Genomic DNA, 19,482 nt, shown 5'->3' with positions numbered 1-19,482 from the left:
TACGCTGGCTCATTGTGACCGATCGGATTCCGCTCTTCCCCCTGGGCACGGCACTGTTCCCCGGCCTCGTGCTCCCGCTGAACGTCTTCGAGGAGCGCTACCGCTCCCTGGTGGCGGATCTGCTGGCCCTCCCGGAGGACGGCCCGCGGCGATTCGGCGTGGTCGCGATCAAGAACGGCCAGGAGGTCGCCCCCACCGGTCAGGAGGGCAGGGCCGCGGGCCCGGCCGCAGGTCTCGGCGAGGACCCGCTCGCCGCCCTGCACGGCGTCGGGTGCATCGCGGACGCGACGGGTATCGCCGAGCGCGACGGCGGCGGCTACGAGCTGGTCGCCACCGGGCTGCTCCGCTTCAAGCTGCTCTCGCTGGACGTCAGCGGCCCGTATCTGACCGCGGAGATCGAGGAGATCCCGGAGGACCCGGGCGGTGGCGCGGGCGCGCTGGCGTCGGAGGTGACCCGGGTGTTCGGCACCTACCAGAAGCGGCTGGCGGGAGCGCGGGAGCGCACTCTGGCGCCGGGCCAGGAATTCCCCGACGACCCGACCGTGCTGTCGTATCTGGTCGCGGCCGCGCTCATCGCGGAGACGCCGGTGAAGCAGGCACTGCTCGAAGAGCCGAGCAGCGCGGCCCGGCTGGCCGCGGAGCTGCGGCTGCTGCGCCGCGAGACCGCGGTCATCGAGAAGCTGCCGTCGCTGCCCGCGGTCGATCTGACCAGCCAGCCGATCAGCGCGAACTGACATGGCCAGGAAGCGGAGCGGCTCCGCCGGGGGGACTCCGGCGACGGTGGCCCTGGAGAAGGCCGGCGTCCCTTTCAGCGTGCACGCCTACGAACACGATCCGTCGTCTTCACTCTCGTACGGCGACGAGGCGGCGGCGGCCCTCGGTACGAGCCCTGACCGGGTGTTCAAGACGCTGGTCGCGGAAGTCGACGGCACCCTGACCGTCGCGGTCGTCCCGGTCGCCGGCTCGCTCGACCTCAAGGCCCTGGCCGCGGCGGTCGGCGGCAAGCGCGCCGCGATGGCGGACCCGGCGGTGGCCGAACGCACGACCGGCTACGTCCTGGGCGGCATCTCCCCGCTGGGCCAGCGCCGCCCCCTCCCCACGGTCCTGGACACCTCGGCCCTCCCCTTCCCGACGGTCTTCGTCTCCGCGGGAAAGCGCGGCCTTGAGGTCGAGCTGACGCCCGCCGACCTCCGAGCTCTGACGTCGGCGACGTCCGCACCCATCGCCAGGGCCTGACGCCCTCCAGGGGCGCGAGCAGCCCGCGGTCCCAAGGGGCTGTTCGGTCCGTCCCGGACCACCGGCGGGTGGTGGGCTGCGCGCGCCGTTCCCAGCGCCCCTGGGTGGTTGCCCTCTGCGGCAGAGCCGAGCCCGCAGGGGCGCGGGGAACTGCGCGACCAGCCGTCGACAAGCTGCACGTCGCCACCGTCCGAAAGGGGCTGTTCGGTGCGTCCCGGACCACCGGCCTGCGGGGGCTGAGCGCGCCCACGCGGCGCCTGCCGCGGAAATCGGCGCCCGGCGGCGCGGTCAGTCGTCGTGGGGCGGAGGGGTGTGCGGGTGCGCCGCAGGTGGGGGCGGGGGTGAGGTCGGGCCGGGGGGCCAGTACGGGCCGGACGAGTCGGCGGACTTGGACGGCTCGGCCGGGTCTCGCGGGCCGAACGCGGACGTCAGCGCGAGGTGAACGATCATGGCGGCCACCGACCACGCGACGAGCGCGGACTTGGCCCGCAGTTCGAGGGGCGCGTCGAAGACGACCTTCGGGCCGACCGCCGTGGCGTGAGCCACGATGTCGGTGTCGGGGCCGAGCCAGACGCCGAGGCGCCAGCCGACGACGGAGGCCAGGACGCCGCCGGCCGCGAGGCCGAGGACGACGCCGACCCCGCCGCGGCGGTAGCGCCAGAAGACCACCGCGGCGGTCAGCACACCGAGCCCGGCCGCGATGAGCGCGAAGGTGCCGTCGCCGCCGATCGCCTCCTCGCCCTCGGTGTCCTTGAGGTAGACCGCCTTGCCGTCCGAGACCAGCGGGACCCGGGGGGACAGCCACAGCCAGAGCAGGCCGAGGGCGATTCCGCACACCGTGACCAGCAGCGCGACGAGCGCGCCTCTGCGGACCTCGGAGAGCACCGCCTTCCTGCGGTTCTCGCCCATGCCGGGGTCGGACCCGGAGCCCGGATCGGGCGGCAGGTGCGGCGAGTGGTCGTGGGGAGTCAGGGGAGCGGTCACCCGACCATCGTGCCAGGTCCGGGCGCGGGACGCCTCACCGGCAGGCGGCCCTGCGGTAGGCCCAGGTGGCGACGGCCAGCGAGGCGACGCCGACGGCCGCGCACACCGACAGGTCGCCGAGGACCGCCGCCCAGTCGGTGCCCGCGCTGCCGCCCAGCGTGCGGGCGAAGGCCTCGACGCCGTAGGTGGACGGCAGCAGGTCGCGCACCCAGCCGATGGGCGCGGGAAGGTGCGAGGCGGGCAGCACACCGAGCAGCAGGGCCGCGGACATGCCGAGCTGCCCGAAGAGCGTGGCGATCTCCTGGCGGGGCGCCAGCAGCCCCAGAGCGGCACCGAGGCCGGACAGGGCGGCGCCGGCCAGCGGGATGACCACGGCGAGCACCCACAGGGTGGTCAGCGTGAGGTGGAAGAGCACGCACCCGACGACCGCGGTGAGCAGGGTGCCGGGCACGGTGAAGGACGCGTAGGCGCCGGCCGCGCCGAGTACGACGGCGGCGGGCGGCACCGGCAGGGTGGCGTAGTGGTCGAGGCCGCCGGAGGCCCGCAGCTGCCCGAAGTACTGCGCCAGCAGGTTGAGGGCGACGAAGGCCACGACGAGGACGCTGGAGCCGGCGACGACGGCCCGTGCGGCCTCGCCGTCGCCCGCCTCGACGACCCCGCGCATCATGACCATGATCCCGACGGACTGGAAGGTGGCCACGAACAGCAGCGGGATCCGCGCGACCCGGGCGCGGGAGAGCTGCGCCCGGTAGACGGCGGCGAAGGCGGACCAGAACCGGGCGCGCGGCGCGAGCGGCGCGGCTTCCACGGCGCCGGCGGCCGCGGCGGTGGCCCCGCCCCGCCCGGGGCCGGCCTGTGCGATGACGGTCATCTGCGGCCTCCGGGCCTGAGAGCCGAGCCGACCGGGACCGGTGCCCCCCGGCCGCCCGCGGGGCGGCGAACCGTGTTCACGACTTCACCAGGCCCTTCGAGCGGCCGCCCAGGGCCAGGTAGACGTCTTCCAGGCTGGGCGTGGCCAGGGTGAAGTCGTCCAGGGAGGCGTAGGCGGGGCCGGCGGTGAGCTGGGCGACGGTGGTGCGGGCGTGGTCGTGGGGCAGCCGCAGGGTCCAGCGGCGGCCCGCGATGTCGGCCAGCGGGTGGAGTGCGGCGATCTCGGGGAGGTCGAGCGGCGGGTCGGTGCGCCACACGAGGTCGAGGCGCACCTCGTCGGCGACCAGGGCGCGCAGGCCCGCGGGGGTGTCGCAGGCGATGACGCGGCCGTGGTCGAGCACGGCGACCCGGTCGAGGACGGTCTCGGCCTCGATGACGTTGTGCGTGACGAGCAGCACGGTGGCGCCGTTCTCCGTCCTGCGGCGGCCGAGCGCGGCCCACACCGCCCGCCGGGCGACGGGGTCCATGCCGGTGGTGGGCTCGTCGAGGACCAGTATCGGCCGCTCCCCCACCAGGGCCGCGGCGAAGCAGGCCAGCCGGCGCTGGCCGCCGGAGAGGCGCTTGATGGGGCGGGACGCGATCGTGCCGAGTTCGAGCTCGTCCAGCACGGCGTCCCTGGCGGCGCGGGCGGCCGCCGCGTCGAGGCCGCGCAGCCGTCCGGTGGTCTCGGCGGCCAGCGACACGGTCAGTTCGTCCAGCGCGATGGACTCCTGGCCGAGGTAGCCGATCAGCCGGGCGGCCCGGTCGGGGTGGCGTACGAGGTCGTGGCCGAGCAGGTCGATGCTGCCCGCGTCCGGCCGCAGCAGGCCGGTGAGCTGGCGTACGAGCGTGGTCTTGCCCGCCCCGTTGGGGCCGAGGATGCCGAACAGCTCGCCGCGCCGCACATCGAGGTCGATGCCGTCGCTGGCCCTCACGACGGCGGGCTCGGCGGCGGGGCCGCGGCGGCGCAGCCCGCGGCGGCGCGCGCCGGAGCCTGCCGGGTACGTCCTGATCAGTCCGCGCACGGTGCACACCGCGTCGCGGGCCGCGGCGACCGCCGGGGGCGCCTCGTCCTCCGTGCCCGTATTCACGAGGATCGAGACTACGCGGCGCGGACGGCTCGTGGGGCAACGGGGGTTGTACGCGTGGACCCGCACCGCGGGTCAGTCGCCGCCCTGGCTGTGGTCGACGCCGGTACGCGCGTCGATCTCGCGCCAGAATCCGGCCCTGATCGCGTACCGGTCGTGCTCGTCGATCTGGTCGTCCTTGTGGGCGAGCAGGCCGAAGCGGGCCGCGTATCGCAGCAGCTCGCCGTCGATGCGGTGCGGGACCCGTGGGTAGTGGGTGGACAGCTGCTGGAGCTGGCCGGTGTCGGGCAGGCGGGCGATCCAGCGGCGGGCGAAGACCTGGCCGACTTCGTAGGGGTCGCCGCTGACCGCGGTGATGTCGGCCTCCCGGTCGGCCCAGCGCTGCTCGGCGCTGGTCAGCTGGGCCAGGGTGGGCAGGCCGCTTGTGTCGGGCAGGTCGGGGCCGCCCGCGCGGTCGGTCCAGCCCTTGTCCGACGACCAGCGCAGGGTGGCGCTGGGTGCGGGGTGCGAGGGGGCCGGCGGGGCGGCGTGCTGCTTGCCGAGGCCGGCCAGATCCTTGGGGGTGGGTACGGCCTTGCTGCCGGGTCCGGCCGGCTCCGCGGGCTCGGCGGCCGGCGTGGTGCCGTTGTCCGCGGGGTGGGGGTGCGTGAGCGGGTGCGGGGGGTGGGGCGGATGGGCGGGATGGGCGGGGTGGGCGGGGTGCGGCTCCTGCGGGGGCGGGCCGCCTGCGGACTCGGGCAGCGGCGCGGAGAGGATCGCGGCGATCTCCGGGCCGATGTCGGGCCGCGTACCGCCCGCCGGGGGACAGATCCCGTCCCTGGCCCTGATCGCGGCGGTGATCCACTCCCGGTCCAGGACCCGGCGCTCGTCGGCCTCGGCGACCAGGTCCTCCGACTGGTTGTAGTCGCCGTCGGCGGCCTGGACGGCCCACAGGTGGACGGCGACGCCGTGCTCCTTGGCGGACATCATGCCGGGCAGCAGGTCGCCGTCACCGGTGACCAGGACGATGTCGGAGCAGGCCCGGTTGCGGGCCAGTTCCGACAGCTCGGCGTGCATGGCGGCGTCGACGCCCTTCTGCGCCCACCGGCCGTCCGTCCGGGTGAGTGCGCCGAGCCGTACGGTCACCCGGGGCATCACCCGCAGTCTGCGGTGCTCGGGTTGCGGAACGCGGTCGGGTGCGCCGTCGAACCAGTAGATCCGCAGCAGTGGCTGCCCGGTCTCGAGTTCGGCTCTTTCCCGCAGGCCAGCGACGACGCCGGCATGATCCACGACGATCCGGGAACGGGAGGGTTCACCGGCCAGAAGGCTTGCTGCTGCGCCCAGTAGATACCCGGCGTCCACCAGGACGACGCAGCGGTCCATATCGCACCTCTTCCGGTCGCCCCCCTCGGCCCTGAATCCCCCCAGGTCTCCACGAGTCTGCCCGAATGCGGGGGCGTTATGAGCTGGAACACGATCTTCGGCGTGGCGGTCATGGCATTTTCGCCACACCCACCCCGCCAACTGTCCGAAATGCGCCCTTCGTACTCCCGTGCAAATCTGATGTCGGCCGCTCGGCCACCAGCCCCACCGGGGCGGAGAGCCCGCTGGGCGTCAAGCCCGCAGTGGCGGCAGGCCGATCGGCCGACATCCCCTCATCAGGAAGGCACGAAAGTGGCTAAGAACCGGAACCAGAACCCGAACCGCCGGCCCGAGCAGAACCAGGACCAGCAGCGCAACTCCGGCGCGGAGGAGCACGAGCAGGACCGCGCCCACCAGTCGGAGGAGCGCATGATGCCCGCCGCCGGCCAGGCGCCGCGCGGCAAGCAGCAGAAGCGGTTCGGCCACAACTGAACGTGCCGCCCCTGCCGTTGGGCATGAGGCAATGAGGCAACGCAGCATGAGCGGGGGTGTCCCTTTCGGGGCACCCCCGCGCCCGTCGTACGGCGGTCAGCCCGCCTGCTGGCCCGCACCCAGGCAGGCAGGCCCCAGCAGCGCCTTGAGGTCGCCGAAGAGCGACGGGGCGGCGGTCACCCGGTGCCGGTCGAGCCGCAGCACCGTGGTGGACCGCACGCCCTGCAGGCGCACCCGCACCTCGGTGTTGCCCTTGTGGCTGGCCAGCACCTCGCCGAGCCTGGCGACCAGCGGCGGGGTGACCTTGACCGTCGGGATGGAGATGCTCACCGGCGCGTTGGTGCCGACGTCGGTCAGGTCGGGGACCATCAGCTCCATGGCGACCAGCCGCGGGATGTCCTCGCGCTTGTCGAGCCGGCCCTTGACGAAGACCACCGCGTCCTCCATCAGTTGGGTGGACACCAGCTGGTAGGTCGCGGGGAAGAACATGCAGTCCACCGAGCCGGCCAGGTCCTCGACGGTGGCGATCGCCCAGGCGTTGCCCTGCTTGGTCATCTTGCGCTGGAGGCCGGAGATGATGCCGCCGATGGTGACGATGGCGCCGTCCTGGTAGTCGCCCGCGAGTGCGGCGATGGCGGTGTCGGTCTTGTCGCCGAGGATGTGCTCGATGCCGAACAGCGGATGGTCGGACACGTACAGGCCGAGCATCTCCCTTTCCTGGGCGAGCAGATAGGCCTTGTCCCATTCGATGTCGGAGAAGACGACGTCCATGCCGAAGGCGGGACCGTCGTCAGCGTCGCCGTCGCCCATGCCGCCGAAGAGGTCGAACTGCCCCTCGGCCTCCTTGCGCTTGACCTGCACCACGTTGTCGATCATCGACTCGAAGTGCTCGGTCAGGCCGCGCCTGGTGTGCTTCATGGTGTCGAAGGCGCCGGCCTTGATCAGCGACTCGACCGTCCGCTTGTTGCAGACCACGACCTCGACCTTGTCGAGGAAGTCGGGGAAGCTCGCGTAGCGGCCCTTGGACTTGCGGCACCTGACGACGGACTCCACCACGTTCTGCCCGACGTTGCGGACCGCGGTGAGGCCGAAGACGATCGTGTCGTCGCCGCGCGGGGTGAAGTTGGCGTTGGACTCGTTCACGTCCGGGGGCAGCACCTTGATGCCCATCCGGCGGCACTCGTTGAGATAGAGCGCCATCTTGTCCTTGTCGTCCTTCACGGACGTCAGCAGGCCGGCCATGTACTCGGCCGGATAGTTCGCCTTGAGATAGGCCGTCCAGTACGACACCAGGCCGTACGCGGCGGAGTGCGCCTTGTTGAACGCGTAGCCCGCGAAGGGCACCAGCACGTCCCAGACCGCCTGGATGGCCTGGTCGGAATAGCCGCGCTCGCGCATGCCCGCCTGGAAGGGGATGAACTCCTTGTCCAGGACCTCTTTCTTCTTCTTGCCCATCGCCCGGCGCAGCAGGTCGGCCTGGCCCAGCGAGTAGCCGGCCAGCACCTGGGCGGCCTTCTGCACCTGCTCCTGGTAGACGATCAGGCCGTAGGTGACTTCGAGGACCTCGCGGAGCGGTTCTTCCAGCTCCTTGTGGATCGGGGTGATCTCCTGCTGCTTGTTCTTGCGCAGGGCGTAGTTGATGTGCGAATTCATGCCCATCGGGCCCGGCCGGTAGAGGGCCGAGACGGCGGAGATGTCCTCGAAGTTGTCGGGCTTCATCATCCGCAGCAGGGCCCGCATGGGCCCGCCGTCGAACTGGAAGACGCCCAGCGTGTCACCGCGGCCCAGCAGGGCGTAGGTGTTGGGGTCGTCGAGCGGCAGCGAGAGCAGGTCGATGTCGACGCCCTTGTTGGCCTTGATCGACTTGACCGCGTCATCCATGATCGTCAGGTTGCGCAGGCCGAGGAAGTCCATCTTGAGCAGGCCGAGCGACTCGCAGCTCGGGTAGTCCCACTGCGTGACGACCGCGCCGTCGTTCTTCGGCGAGAAGATCGGCACATGGTCGATCAGCGGCTCGGCGGACATGATCACACCGGCGGCGTGCACGCCCATCTGCCGGACCAGGCCCTCGATGCCCTTCGCCGAGTTGATCACCTTGGTGACGTCCGGCTCGTTCTCGTACATCGCCCGGACCTCGCCCGCCTCGCTGTAGCGGGGGTGGTCCTTGTCGGTGATGCCGGACAGCGGGATGCCCTTGCCGAGGACGTCGGCGGGCATCGCCTTGGTGATCCGGTCGCCCATCGAGAACGGGTAGCCCAGCACCCGGGCCGAGTCCTTGATCGCGGCCTTGGCCTTGATGGTGCCGTAGGTGGCGATCTGCGCGACCTTGTCGGAGCCGTACTTCTCGGTCACGTACCGGATGACCTCGCCGCGCCTGCGCTCGTCGAAGTCGATGTCGACGTCGGGCATGGAGACGCGCTCGGGATTCAGGAACCGCTCGAAGATCAGCCCGTGCGGGACCGGGTCGAGGTCGGTGATGCCCATCGCGTAGGCGACGATCGAGCCGGCCGCGGAGCCGCGGCCGGGGCCGACCGCGATGCCGTTGTTCTTCGCCCACATGATGAAGTCGGCGACCACCAGGAAGTACCCGGGGAAGCCCATCTGGACGATGGTGTCCATCTCGTAGTCCGCGAGCTTGCGCCGGTCCTCGGGGATGCCGCCGGGGAAGCGCCTGGCCATGCCGCGGGCGACCTCCTCGCGGAACCAGGTGACCTCGGTGTAGCCCTCGGGCACGTCGAACTTGGGCATCAGGTTCCTGAACTGGAACATGCCCTCGGTCTCGACCCGGTCGGCGATCAGCAGCTGGCTGTTGCGGCAGCCCTCCTGCCAGGCGTCCGAGGAGTCGATCGCGTACATCTCGGCGGCGGACTTGAGGTAGTAGCCGGAGCCGTCGAACTTGAAGCGGTCCGGGTCCGACATGTTCGAGCCGGTCTGGATGCACAGCAGGGTGTCGTGCGCGGACGACTCCCCGGCGTAGGTGTAGTGCGAGTCGTTGGTGACCACGAACGGCGCCTGGATCTTCCTGGCGATCTCCTCCAGTCCCTTGCGGGCCCGGCGGTCGATGTCGATGTCGTGGTCCATGATCTCGACGAAGAAGTTCTCCTTGCCGAAGATGTCCTGGTATTCGCCGGCGGCCTTGATCGCCTCGTCCATCTGCCCCAGCCGGATCCGGGTGGAGATCTCGCCGGACGGGCAGCCGGTGGTGGCCATCAGGCCCTCGGCGTATTCGCCGAGCAGCTCGCGGTCCATCCGGGGCTTGCGGAAGTAGCCCTCGAAGGAGGCCCGGGACTGGGCGCGGAAGAGGTTGTGCAGCCCGACGCTGTTGCGCGCCCAGATCGTCATGTGGGTGTACGCGCCCGCGCCGGAGACGTCGTCGCCCTTCTGGTGCGGCGCGCCCCATTTGACCGGTTTGTTGTACCGCCGCGACTCGGGCGCCAGATACGCTTCGATCCCCATCACCGGGGTCACACCGGCGTCCTTGGCCTGGTGGAAGAAGTCGTAGGCGCCGTGCAGGTTGCCGTGATCGGTGATGGCCACATGGCTCATCTCCATCTCGTTGCACGCCTTGAACATGTCCTTCAGTCTCGCCGCTCCGTCCAGCAGCGAATACTGGGTGTGGACGTGCAGATGAGTGAAGGGCTGATCGGTCAAGGCGGCGACACCTCCGGCGAGAACGGGCCATCGGAACGGGTTGTCTGGCGGCGTCGGTGAGTCTACGACCCGGGTCCGACAGAGCGGGCCGCAACCCGGCGGCGGCACCCCCCAGGACCGGACAGGAGGCAACCATCGCGCCGCGCCCGTCGTCCCCCCTGTCGTGGCAGACATCACTGCGGGCGACGGCCCGCGCGGAGCGCACATCCTCTCCGTCTTCGACAGCGCCTTCGGCGAGCTGCTGGCCGCCGACCCGGCCGCATTCCGGGTGAAGTTCCGAAAGATGGCCGCGTCGGCCTTCGCCTTCTACCGGGGCACCGCGTGCCTGTTCTACGCCGACCTGGACGGCGAGCAGGACGCGGGGCCCTATGTGACGGACCGCACCGGCCGGGTGTGGATCCACGGCGACCTGCACGCCGAGAACTTCGGCACCTACCTGGCGTCCAACGGCCGGCTGGTCTTCAACGTCAACGACTTCGACGAGGCCTTCGTCGGCCCCTTCACCTGGGACCTCAAGCGCTTCGCCGGCTCCGTGGCGCTGCTCGGCTATGTCAAGGCGCTCGGCGACGACATGATCAGCCGCCTGGTGACGGTCTACGCCGCCGCCTACCGCGAGCAGATCCGGCTGCTGGCCAAGGGCGAGACGGTGCCGCAGCTGACCCTGGACACCGCGCGGGGCCCGCTGCTCGACGCCCTGCGCAGCGCCCGCACCCGGACCAGGGTGGGGCTGCTCGACTCGCTCACCGAGGTGCGCGACCACGACCGGCGCTTCACCGCGGACGGCGGCGCCGTCGCGCTGGACGCGGCCACCCGCGGCGCGGTGCTGACCGCCTTCGGGGCGTATCTGGAGACGCTGCCGGAGGCCAGCCGGGTGCGCCCGGACAGCCTGCGGGTCAAGGACGTGGTGGGGCGGCGCGGGGTCGGCATCGGCAGCGCGGGCCTGCCGTCGTACAACCTGCTGCTCGAAGGCACCACCGACGCGCTGGAGAACGACGTCGTCATCTACATGAAGCAGGGCCAGACCCCCGCGGTCTCCCGGCACATCACCGACCCCGCGGTGCGCGGCTACTTCCTGCACGAGGGCCAGCGCACGGTCGTCTCGCAGCGGGCGCTGCAGGCGCACGCCGACGAGTGGCTGGGCTGGACCGAGCTGGACGGGGCAGGGCAGCTGGTCGCCGAGGTGTCGCCCTACGCGGTGGACCTGGACTGGTCGGACCTGGACGACCCGGCGCAGATCGAGGCGGTGGTGGCGGACCTGGGCCGGGCCACCGCGACGATGCACGCGGCCGCGGACGACGAGAGCGGGCACTCGCTGGTGCCCTTCTCCACCGAGGACGCCATCGACGAGGCGATCGGCGCGGACGAGGAGGGCTTCGCGCCGATGCTGGTGGACTTCGCCCACTCCTACGGCGACCGGGTCCGCTCCGACCACCGGATCTTCGTGGACCTCTTCCGCAACGGCCGCATAAGGGGCCTGTAGGGGGCCCGCCGCCGCCTCCCGTACCTCATCTGTTACGCGCTCTTAGGTCACACCTACAGGTACCCGTGGCACACTCTGTCGCCATGGAGGCGATACGACCGCGGCTGAGGGCACTGCGTGCCGCCCTCTTCGCCGCGCTGTGCGTCACGCTCTCCTCGACCTCGCACGTCCTGATGGCCAAGGCCCCGCTGCCGCTGCCCGCGGTGGCCGGGGCCTTCGGCGCGGTCTTCGCGCTGGTGTACCTGGCCACCGCCCGCCCCGAGTGCGGCTTCTGGACGCTGGCCGGCCTGATGGTGCCGCTCGAACTGGCCGTGGACACCCTGCTGACCACCGGGCAGCAGGCCTGCTACGGCGCTTTCGGCGGCCCGGTGACCGGCCCCTGGCGGTCCTTCAACGAGGCCTTCCTGTGCCACAACGGCCATGTCGGCCCGACCCCGGACACCCCGCTCGCCGCGGTGCCGGGAAGCGCCCAGGCGGCCGCCCAGCTGCAGTCCAGCGCGCTGCCCTGGCTGCTGCTCGCCGTCCATGTCGGCGTGGGCCTGCTGGCCGCCTGGTGGCTGCGGCGAGGCGAGGCGGCCCTGCACCGGACCGTGCGGGCCGTCGCGCTGGCCGCCTTCCGCCCGCTGCTGTTCGCCGCTGCCGCCATCCGCAGCGTGCTCACCGCGGTGCCGCACCGGGTGCGCCCAGCCCGCACCCCCGTGGCGGGCGGCCGGTCCGCCCGCTGGCTGCACCACGCCGTCGTACGCCGTGGTCCGCCCGTCCCGGCCACCGCCTGACCGCGGTACCGGCTCGGCACCACCCCCTGTCATCACCACGCGTACTCACGGAGATCCGTCATGAGCAACCGCAACAGCAAGGCCAGCAAGGAAGCCGCACGCGAGCGGCTGCGCGCCCAGCGCGAGAAGGACGCCAAGCGGGCCAAGGTCCGCCGCCAGCTGGCCGTCGGCGGCGGCGTCGTGGCCCTGCTGGCGATAGCCGGCGGCGTCGCCTTCGCCGTCAACGAGATGAACAAGCCCAGCTACTGGTCGGCGGCCGCCAAGAACACCCTGGTCAAGCCGGCCAACACCTCGGGCACCGACGGCACCACGATCGTCATCGGCGACGCGGGCAACAAGAACGTCGTCCACGAGTTCGAGGACCCCCGCTGCCCCTACTGCGCCGCCTACGAGCAGACCGCGGGCGACGCGGTACTGCAGGGCGCCAAGGACGGCAAGTACCAGATCAACTACACGTTCGGCACCTTCATCGACGACAAGGACAACGGCTCCGGCTCGAAGAAGGCGCTCAGCGCCATGGGCGCCGCGCTGAACGTCTCCGTCGACGCCTTCGAGCAGTTCCACAAGGCGCTGTACTCCAAGGCCAACCACCCCGACGAGACCTCGGACTCCTACAAGAGCGCCGACAAGCTGATCTCCATCGCGCAGCAGGTCCCGGCGCTCAAGGGCAATGCCAAGTTCTCCGACGCGGTGAAGAAGGGCACCTTCGACAAGTGGGCGCTGGCCATGACCGCCGCCTACAACAAGGACCCCGCGTCCGCGAAGGGCACCCCCTACGTCCTGGTCAACGGCACCGCCGTCGAGGTCAACGGTGTGGCCTCCGACAAGGTGGTGGCGGGCATCGCCGCCCAGCTGAAGAAGTAGCCCGCAGCGTGCGGCTTCCTCCGGCGGGCTACAGCTCCCGGAGGAAGTCCAGCGCGACCGCCCAGGTGCGCGTCGCGGCCTCCTCGTCGTAGTCGGGCAGCCCGGGGTCCGTGTAGAGGTGGCCGGCGCCGCGGTAGCGGTGGACCTCCACGTCGGCGCCCGCCTTGCCCATCCGCAGATACCAGGCGTTCAGCCAGTCGTCGGGCTCGAAGGGGTCGGGGTCGGCGACGTGCAGCTGCACCGGGATGTCGGTGGCCGCGTCGTCGGCGATGTCCGAGGTGCCGTGCAGGAGCAGCAGCCCGCGGGCCCGCTCGTCGCCGAGTGCCAGGTTCTGCGCGACCGAGCCGCCCAGCGAGAACCCGGCGTAGACCAGGCCCCGGTCGGACAGCGGCGCCGCCGCGGCGACCGCCCGGCGCAGCAGCTCGTCCTTGCCGATCTCGTCCTTGATCCGCATCCCCTCCTCGGCGTCGGTGGTGGTCCTGCCGTCGTAGAGGTCGGGCACCAGCACCTCGTGCCCCGCGGCCCGCAGCCGGTCGGCGGCGGTGTGCACGGCCGGCCGCAGGCCGTACATGGAGTGGAACAGGACGATCGTCACAGGGTTTCCTCCGGCAGGTCGGGTACGCGTCCATGGTGCCATTGGGACGTCGGACCTGAGAGGTGACCATGGAAGGCGCGTTGCGGCCGGTGATGGTGGTGGGAGTGGCGCTCACGCTCACCCTGGCCGTGGGGTGGGCCGTGGACAGATCGCTGCGCGCGGCGGACGCCCGGCACCCGGAGACCCCGCTGTGGCACCTGCTGCGGCGCTGCGGGCTGCCGCTCCAGGTGGCACTGTGCACGGCGATCCTGCGCGGCGCCTACCGGACGGCGCACGTCGGCGGGAGACACAGCGCGGCCGTCGGGCAGGGCCTGACCCTGGTGCTGATCGGCGCCACCGCCTGGCTGCTGGTCAGGGTCGCGACCGCCGGCACCGACTCCTCCTACGCGCGCTACGCGGCGGTCTCCAGGGACGTCGCGAAGATCCGCCGGCTGCGGACCCAGTCGGCGCTGATCCAGCGGGTGTTCACCGCGATCGTCGGGGTGATCGCGGTCGCCTCGATGCTCTTCAGCTTCCCCGAGATGCGCACGGTCGGGGCGTCGATGCTGGCGTCCGCCGGCATCATCGGCATCGTCGCCGGTGTCGCGGCCCAGGCCACGCTGGGAAATCTCTTCGCCGGGCTGCAGATCGCCTTCGGCGACATGGTGCGGATCGGCGACACGGTGGTGGTGGACGGCGAGTGGGGCACCGTCGAGGAGATCACCCTGACCTACCTGAGCGTCCGCACCTGGGACGAGCGGCGGATCACCATGCCGGTGTCGTACTTCACCAGCAGGCCCTTCGAGAACTGGTCGCGGGGCGACGCCCGGATGACCGGCACGGTCTACTTCCACCTGGACCACGCGGTGCCGGTCGAGGCGATGCGCAAGCGGCTGTACGAGGTGCTGGAGCAGACCCGGGAGTGGGACCGCAGGGCGTGGAATCTCGTGGTGATCGACACCACGCCCACCACCGTCCAGCTCAGGGCCCTGGTCACCGCCAAGGACGCCGACGACGTCTTCAACCTGCGCTGCCTGGTGCGCGAGCAGATGATCGAGTGGCTGCGCCGCGAGCACCCGTACGCGCTGCCGCGGGTGAGCACGACGTCCGCGCCCGGCGCCTCCTGACCGCGGGAGGGCCGCTCAGGTGCGCATCGAGCGCAGGTCGAGGTGACGCAGCACCCGGTCGACGACCTCCGGGTCGTTGCCCGGCTCACTGCGGGCCGCGAGCACCTCGTGGCGGGCGGCGGACAGCATGTCGTCCTGGATGCGGCCCAGCGCCTTGACCCGCTTGACCCGGCGGGCGTGCGACTCGCGGCGCTCCTCGTCCACGATGTCGGGTGAGATGCGGGCGCCCATGTCGAAGGCCCTGCGGTGCAGCATCTCCGACAGGTCGTCGTCGATGGGCTCGCTCCGCTCGATCTCCTTGAGCCGGGCGCGGGCCGCGGCCATCGCCCGCACCGCGAGGTCGTGCTCCAGGGCGTGCTCGGCGTCGATGTCGCTGCTCACCCCGAGCCGCCTGACCAGCCAGGGCAGCGTCAGGCCCTGGACGACCAGGGTGGCCAGCACCACGGCGAAGGCGATGAAGAGCAGTTCCGTACGGGCCGGGAAGGCCCCGTCGTGGTCGGTGGTCAGCGGGATGGCCAGCGCCAGCGCGACCGACGCGACCCCGCGCATGCCCGACCACCACATGATGACGGTCTCCTGCCAGGTCATCGGGATGTCCTCGTCCATGTCCCGCAGCGTGTGCAGCCTCCTGGCGATCCAGGCGGCCGGCAGCAGGTAGAGCAGCCGTACACCCACCACCACGGCCACGACCAGGCCCGCGTGCCGGGTCATCGGCCCCCAGTTGCTCGAGCCGACGCTGAAGACATGGTGCAGCTCCAGGCCGATCAGGCCGAAGGCGATCCCGGTGATCAGGGTCTCGACGATCTCCCAGAAGGTGGTGCCGGCCAGCCGCGCGGTGACGTCGTCGGCGGCGAAGGCGTATTCGGCCAGGAAGAGGGCGCTGGTGAGGACCGCGAGGACGCCGGACCCGGAGAGCTCCTCGGCGAGGGCGTAGGACGCGTAGGGCACCAGCAGCGACAGGCTGATCTGCAGGGTGGGGTCGCCGACCGCCCCCATCAGCTTGTTGGCGCCCCAGCCGAGCACCAGGCCGACGACGAGCGCGACGACCGCGGACAGCACCAGTTCGAGCACCGCGTGCGGCAGCGAGAAGTGCCCGGAGACGGCCGCTGCCACGGCCACGTGGTAGAGCACGATCGCGGTGACGTCGTTGAAGAGCCCCTCGCCCTCCAGGATGGAGATCATCCGGCGCGGCAGCCCCAGTGCCCCGGCCACCGCGGTCGCCGCGACCGGGTCGGGCGGCGCCACCAGGGCGCCGAGGGTGAAGGCCGCGGCCAGGGTGATGCCGGGCACCACCGCGTCCGCCACCGCGGCGACGGCCGCGGTGGTGATGAAGACCAGCGCCACCGCGAGCAGGAAGATCGCCCGCCGGTTGGCCGCGAACTGCCGCCAGGAGGTGCGCTGCACCGCCGCGTACAGCAGCGGCGGCAGCACCAGCGGCAGGATCAGGTCGGGGTCGATCTGGACGTTGGGGACCTGCGGGATCAGCGCGAGCACCCCGCCGATCAGCGTCATCAGCACCGGTGACGGCAGGCCCGTACGATCCCCGAGCGGCACCACCACGACGGCCGCGAGCATGAGCGAGAAGAACAGGGCGAGCTGATCCACGCCCGTCAGAGTGCCACGCGGCGCCGCCGCGGCCCTCGGGCCGCGCCGAGCGCCGCCACGGCCGCTGCTACGGCCGCCAGATGCGCCGCATGGCGCGGTGGGCGATGCCGGCGTCCTGGAATTCCGGGCCGGAGGCGGCATAGCCGAGCTTGAGGTAGAAGCCGATGGCGTGGACCTGGGCCTCCAGGTAGACGCCGGCCAGGCCGAGCCTGGCGGCCTCGTCCTCCAGGGCGCGCACCAGCAGGGCGCCCAGGCCCGTACCGCGGGCGGGTTCGAGCACGGCGAGCCGCCCCAGCACCGCGAGGTCCGGATCGCCGCCGTTCTTGGCGGCCGCGTCGGCGCCCAGCAGCAGCCGCCCGGTGCCCGCGCCCGGGGCCAGCACGTGCACGGCCCTGCCGTCCTTGCCGTCCCACTCCAGGTCGGCCGGCACGTTCTGCTCCACCACGAAGACCTCGTGCCGGATCGCGTGCACCGCGGCCATGGCGTCGGCGTCGTCCGCGGCGACCACCCGTATCCGGGGCCCCGCGGACTGCACGGCGGTCATCGGCTGTCCGCCCGCACGGTCTCCAGCGCCTGCCTGAGGTCGTCGGGGTAGTCGCTGTCGAACTCGACCCACTCGCCGTCCGCGGGGTGCTCGAAGCCCAGCCGCTTGGCGTGCAGCCACTGCCGGGTCAGGCCGAGCCGCTTGGCCATCACCGGGTCGGCGCCGTAGGTGAGGTCGCCGACGCAGGGGTGGCGGTGCGCGGACATGTGCACCCGGATCTGGTGCGTGCGGCCGGTCTCCAGCTTGATGTCCAGCAGGCTCGCGGAGCGGTAGGCCTCGATGAGGTCGTAGTGCGTCACCGAGGGCTTGCCGTCGGCGGTGACGGCCCACTTGTAGTCGTGGGTGGGGTGCCGGCCGACGGGGGCGTCGATCGTGCCGCTCATCGGGTCGGGGTGCCCCTGGACCAGGGCGTGGTAGCGCTTGTCCACGACCCGGTCGCGGAACTGCTGCTTGAGCCGGGTGTAGGCGCGCTCCGACTTGGCGACCACCATCAGGCCCGAGGTGCCCACGTCGAGCCGGTGGACGATGCCCTGGCGCTCCGCGGCGCCGGAGGTGGAGATACGGTAGCCCGCCGCGGCCAGGCCGCCGATCACGGTGGTGCCGGTCCAGCCGGGGCTGGGGTGGGCGGCCACGCCGACCGGCTTCATGATGACCACGACGTCGTCGTCGTCGTGGACGATCTCCATGCCCTCCACGGGCTCGGCGACGATCTGCACCGGGGCCGCGGCCGCCGGCATCTCGACCTCCAGCCACGCCCCGCCGTGGACCCGCTCCGACTTGCCGGCGACCGACCCGTCGAGGGAGACCTTCCCGCCGGCCGCCAACTCCGCGGCCTTGGTGCGGGAGAAGCCGAACATACGGGCGATGGCGGCGTCGACCCGCTCGCCTTCGAGGCCGTCGGGCACGGGCAGGGAGCGGACTTCAGGAACGGTACTCACCCGACGAGTATGCAGGACCCGCCCGGCCTCCCGGCCCGCCCCTGGTGGGCGCCCCCTTGCGGGAGGGGGCCACGCAGCGCCGTGTCCGGGGATCGGGGCCTAGTCGCGGTGGCGGGTGCCGTCCGGGTCGATGCCGCGGAAGGACAGCAGCACGATCAGCACACCGCCGCAGGTGATGGCGGAGTCGGCGAGGTTGAAGACCGCGAAGTGGGCCGGGGCGATGAAGTCCACCACCCGGCCCTGGAAGCCGCCGGGGGCGCGGAAGACCCGGTCGGTCAGGTTGCCGAAGGCGCCGCCGAGCAGCAGGCCGAGCGCGATGGCCCACGGCACGCTGTAGAGCCGCCGGGACAGCCGGGCGATCACCACGATCACACCGGCCGCGATCACCGTGAAGACGATCGTCATGCCCTGGCCGAGGCCGAAGGCCGCGCCGGCGTTCCTGATCGCGTCAAACCGCAGGTAGTGGCCGAAGACACTGATCGGGGCGTGGTTCTCCAGGCTGGTGACCACCCATATCTTCGACAGCAGGTCGAGCAGGTAGGCGAAGGCCGCGACGCCCACCAGCACCAGGACGCGGCGCCGGCGCCCGGCCGCGAGGTCGGCGGTGCCCGCGCCGTCCGCGGCGCCGGACGCCACGGAGGTGCCGGACGCGGACTCCGCGGCCCCGTCCGGGGTGTCGCCGTCCGGCGTGATGATGATGCGCTCCGCTTCCGTCACGTGGTCCCTCAGCCCTCAGCCCGTGTGTGCTCCGACGCTCGCCTGCTGACGAGGGTACGGCACACCCCGCGGGCCGGTCATCGGCGCTCCTGGCGCTGTTTGTCGTCCAGGCAGAGGGTCGCCCGGGGGAAGGCCTGCATCCTGGCCTTGCCGATCGGGTTGCCGCACACCTCGCACAGGCCGTAGGTGCCCTCCTCCAGCCGCTGGAGCGCGTGCTCGGCCTGCACGAGCATGTCGCGGGTGTTCGCGGCGAGCGCCAGCTCCGACTCCCGGCTGATGTTCTTCGCGCCGGTGTCGACCTCGTCGCCGCCGCTGTCGGCGGAGTCGCGGAGCATGCCCGCGACCGCCGCCTCCGAGGCCGCGATCTCGGCATTGAGCCGCTCGACCTCGGAGACCAGCTCGGATCTCGCCTCCTCGACCTCGTCCGCCGTCCAGGGGTCCTCCCCCGGCAGGACGGCGAGCACCCCGGCCTCGGCTGCCCCGCGCGCCGCGGGCACGCCGCTCGCGGCCGTACCTGCCGCAGTCTTCTCCACACCCACAGTGCCAGCTCCCGTCTCGGACCCATCCCGGCCAACGCTTTCCCCGCCACCGGCCGCCGCCTCGGCCGCGGCACGCCTGCCCACGCCCTCCCCGTCGCCCGCAACCCGCTCGTCGGGCGCCGCCTCCCTGGCGGCGGCCTTCTTGCCCGCTGCCTTCTTGGCGGGGGCCGCCTTCCTGCCTCCGGCTTTCTTACCCACGGCGGGCGCTTCCCCAGCAGAAGCCGCCGTACTTGCTGCGGCTTTCCCCCGTGCGGCCGCTTCCGCCGCCGCCTCCCCGGCCGCAGCGGCCTTCTTGCCTGCGGCTTTCTTCGGGGAGGCCTTCTTGGCGGCCGCCTTCTTCGGGGCCGCCTTCTTGGCGGCCGGCTTGTCCACGACCATGGGCGCGGCCCCTTCACGTCTGTGATCCTCTGCGCGGATCACGCCGGCGACGGCGGTCCGCGCCGGACCTGCGGCAGCGGGGCACTGACCGGCCGACCCGGCCGGCCCGGGGCGGGGCGGACAGGTCTGCATCCGTTGTGCCCAGCTCACCGCCAGGTATTCCGGTACCTCCGTAACGATGCGTGACGACCGGCTGCCTGGCGCGCGGAGCAGGCCATTCGGGTCAGCCGGGCCACCCG

General features: G+C 72.1%; 18 protein-coding genes. 7 read left to right on the top strand and 11 right to left on the bottom strand.

What is annotated here, in order from left to right; all coding sequences use genetic code 11:
- Positions 1-11 precede the first annotated feature (11 nt).
- On the top strand, positions 12-734 hold the full coding sequence (locus tag OG900_30460) for an LON peptidase substrate-binding domain-containing protein (protein WUH95988.1): 723 nt from the start codon (positions 12-14) through the stop codon (positions 732-734).
- A 1-nt stretch (position 735) separates the two neighbouring features.
- Positions 736-1,236, top strand: a complete 501-nt coding sequence (ybaK, locus tag OG900_30455; GenBank protein WUH94023.1) for a Cys-tRNA(Pro) deacylase — start codon at positions 736-738, stop codon at positions 1,234-1,236.
- Positions 1,237-1,524: 288 nt separating this feature from the next.
- On the opposite strand, the gene OG900_30450 is transcribed toward ybaK, so the two are convergent.
- From OG900_30450 to OG900_30435, 4 genes are all read right to left on the bottom strand, one after another.
- Positions 1,525-2,220, bottom strand: a complete 696-nt coding sequence (locus OG900_30450; protein WUH94022.1) for an ABC transporter permease — start codon at positions 2,218-2,220, stop codon at positions 1,525-1,527.
- Between the two features lie 34 nt (positions 2,221-2,254).
- The gene (locus OG900_30445) at positions 2,255-3,091 is read right to left on the bottom strand and encodes an ABC transporter permease (protein ID WUH94021.1); all 837 of its coding nucleotides are present in this window, start codon (positions 3,089-3,091) and stop codon (positions 2,255-2,257) included.
- Between the two features lie 76 nt (positions 3,092-3,167).
- A complete protein-coding gene (locus OG900_30440) occupies positions 3,168-4,220 on the bottom strand; it encodes an ABC transporter ATP-binding protein (protein ID WUH94020.1) in 1,053 nt (350 codons plus the stop codon).
- A 72-nt stretch (positions 4,221-4,292) separates the two neighbouring features.
- On the bottom strand, positions 4,293-5,579 hold the full coding sequence (locus OG900_30435) for an NYN domain-containing protein (GenBank protein WUH94019.1): 1,287 nt from the start codon (positions 5,577-5,579) through the stop codon (positions 4,293-4,295).
- Positions 5,580-5,870: 291 nt separating this feature from the next.
- Here OG900_30435 and OG900_30430 point away from each other — a divergent pair, with 291 nt between their 5' ends.
- A complete protein-coding gene (locus tag OG900_30430) occupies positions 5,871-6,050 on the top strand; it encodes a hypothetical protein (GenBank protein WUH94018.1) in 180 nt (59 codons plus the stop codon).
- Positions 6,051-6,146: 96 nt separating this feature from the next.
- Here the strand turns inward: OG900_30430 and dnaE are convergent, their stop codons facing one another.
- Complete coding sequence (dnaE, locus tag OG900_30425) at positions 6,147-9,701, bottom strand: DNA polymerase III subunit alpha (protein WUH94017.1); 3,555 nt, start codon at positions 9,699-9,701, stop codon at positions 6,147-6,149.
- Between the two features lie 163 nt (positions 9,702-9,864).
- Between dnaE and OG900_30420 the strand changes: the two genes are divergently transcribed.
- The 3 genes from OG900_30420 (at position 9,865) to OG900_30410 (ending at position 12,821) form a co-directional block, all read left to right on the top strand.
- Positions 9,865-11,181, top strand: a complete 1,317-nt coding sequence (locus OG900_30420; GenBank protein WUH94016.1) for a DUF2252 domain-containing protein — start codon at positions 9,865-9,867, stop codon at positions 11,179-11,181.
- Between the two features lie 83 nt (positions 11,182-11,264).
- Entirely contained in the window at positions 11,265-11,957 is a 693-nt protein-coding gene (locus OG900_30415; protein ID WUH94015.1) for a hypothetical protein, read from the top strand.
- 60 nt (positions 11,958-12,017) lie between these two features.
- Complete coding sequence (locus OG900_30410; protein WUH94014.1) at positions 12,018-12,821, top strand: DsbA family protein; 804 nt, start codon at positions 12,018-12,020, stop codon at positions 12,819-12,821.
- Between the two features lie 28 nt (positions 12,822-12,849).
- Here the strand turns inward: OG900_30410 and OG900_30405 are convergent, their stop codons facing one another.
- Positions 12,850-13,458: a dienelactone hydrolase family protein gene (locus tag OG900_30405; protein ID WUH94013.1), complete on the bottom strand. Its 609-nt coding sequence runs from the start codon at positions 13,456-13,458 to the stop codon at positions 12,850-12,852.
- Positions 13,459-13,484: 26 nt separating this feature from the next.
- On the opposite strand from OG900_30405, the gene OG900_30400 reads away from it, so the two are divergent.
- Positions 13,485-14,522, top strand: a complete 1,038-nt coding sequence (locus OG900_30400; protein ID WUH94012.1) for a mechanosensitive ion channel family protein — start codon at positions 13,485-13,487, stop codon at positions 14,520-14,522.
- A gap of 15 nt (positions 14,523-14,537) precedes the next feature.
- On the opposite strand, the gene OG900_30395 is transcribed toward OG900_30400, so the two are convergent.
- The 5 genes from OG900_30395 to OG900_30375 all read right to left on the bottom strand — a co-directional run bounded on the left by OG900_30395 (position 14,538) and on the right by OG900_30375 (position 19,243).
- On the bottom strand, positions 14,538-16,127 hold the full coding sequence (locus OG900_30395) for a Na+/H+ antiporter (protein WUH94011.1): 1,590 nt from the start codon (positions 16,125-16,127) through the stop codon (positions 14,538-14,540).
- 67 nt (positions 16,128-16,194) lie between these two features.
- Positions 16,195-16,608: a GNAT family N-acetyltransferase gene (locus tag OG900_30390; protein WUH95987.1), complete on the bottom strand. Its 414-nt coding sequence runs from the start codon at positions 16,606-16,608 to the stop codon at positions 16,195-16,197.
- A gap of 59 nt (positions 16,609-16,667) precedes the next feature.
- On the bottom strand, positions 16,668-17,609 hold the full coding sequence (locus OG900_30385) for an RluA family pseudouridine synthase (GenBank protein WUH94010.1): 942 nt from the start codon (positions 17,607-17,609) through the stop codon (positions 16,668-16,670).
- Between the two features lie 99 nt (positions 17,610-17,708).
- Complete coding sequence (gene lspA / locus OG900_30380) at positions 17,709-18,326, bottom strand: signal peptidase II (protein ID WUH94009.1); 618 nt, start codon at positions 18,324-18,326, stop codon at positions 17,709-17,711.
- Positions 18,327-18,403: 77 nt separating this feature from the next.
- Positions 18,404-19,243, bottom strand: a complete 840-nt coding sequence (locus tag OG900_30375) for a TraR/DksA family transcriptional regulator (GenBank protein ID WUH94008.1) — start codon at positions 19,241-19,243, stop codon at positions 18,404-18,406.
- Positions 19,244-19,482 lie beyond the last annotated feature (239 nt).

Origin of the sequence: Streptomyces sp. NBC_00433 (genome assembly GCA_036015235.1) — a bacterium.
Lineage (GTDB): Bacteria > Actinomycetota > Actinomycetes > Streptomycetales > Streptomycetaceae > Actinacidiphila.
The sequence above is the reverse complement of the archived record's forward strand: the minus strand, read 5'-3'. Positions and strand labels throughout refer to the sequence as shown.

What these genes read in the sequence shown, in the direction of transcription:
- ybaK (WUH94023.1), top strand. Translation starts at nt 736, where the DNA reads ATGGCCAGGAAGCGGAGCGGCTCCGCCGGGGGGACTCCGGCGACGGTG.
- OG900_30445 (WUH94021.1), bottom strand. Translation starts at nt 3,091, where the DNA reads ATGACCGTCATCGCACAGGCCGGCCCCGGGCGGGGCGGGGCCACCGCC.
- OG900_30435 (WUH94019.1), bottom strand. Translation starts at nt 5,579, where the DNA reads ATGGACCGCTGCGTCGTCCTGGTGGACGCCGGGTATCTACTGGGCGCA.
- OG900_30415 (WUH94015.1), top strand. Translation starts at nt 11,265, where the DNA reads ATGGAGGCGATACGACCGCGGCTGAGGGCACTGCGTGCCGCCCTCTTC.
- OG900_30410 (WUH94014.1), top strand. Translation starts at nt 12,018, where the DNA reads ATGAGCAACCGCAACAGCAAGGCCAGCAAGGAAGCCGCACGCGAGCGG.
- OG900_30405 (WUH94013.1), bottom strand. Translation starts at nt 13,458, where the DNA reads ATGGCACCATGGACGCGTACCCGACCTGCCGGAGGAAACCCTGTGACG.
- OG900_30400 (WUH94012.1), top strand. Translation starts at nt 13,485, where the DNA reads ATGGAAGGCGCGTTGCGGCCGGTGATGGTGGTGGGAGTGGCGCTCACG.
- OG900_30390 (WUH95987.1), bottom strand. Translation starts at nt 16,608, where the DNA reads ATGGCCGCGGTGCACGCGATCCGGCACGAGGTCTTCGTGGTGGAGCAG.
- OG900_30375 (WUH94008.1), bottom strand. Translation starts at nt 19,243, where the DNA reads ATGGTCGTGGACAAGCCGGCCGCCAAGAAGGCGGCCCCGAAGAAGGCG.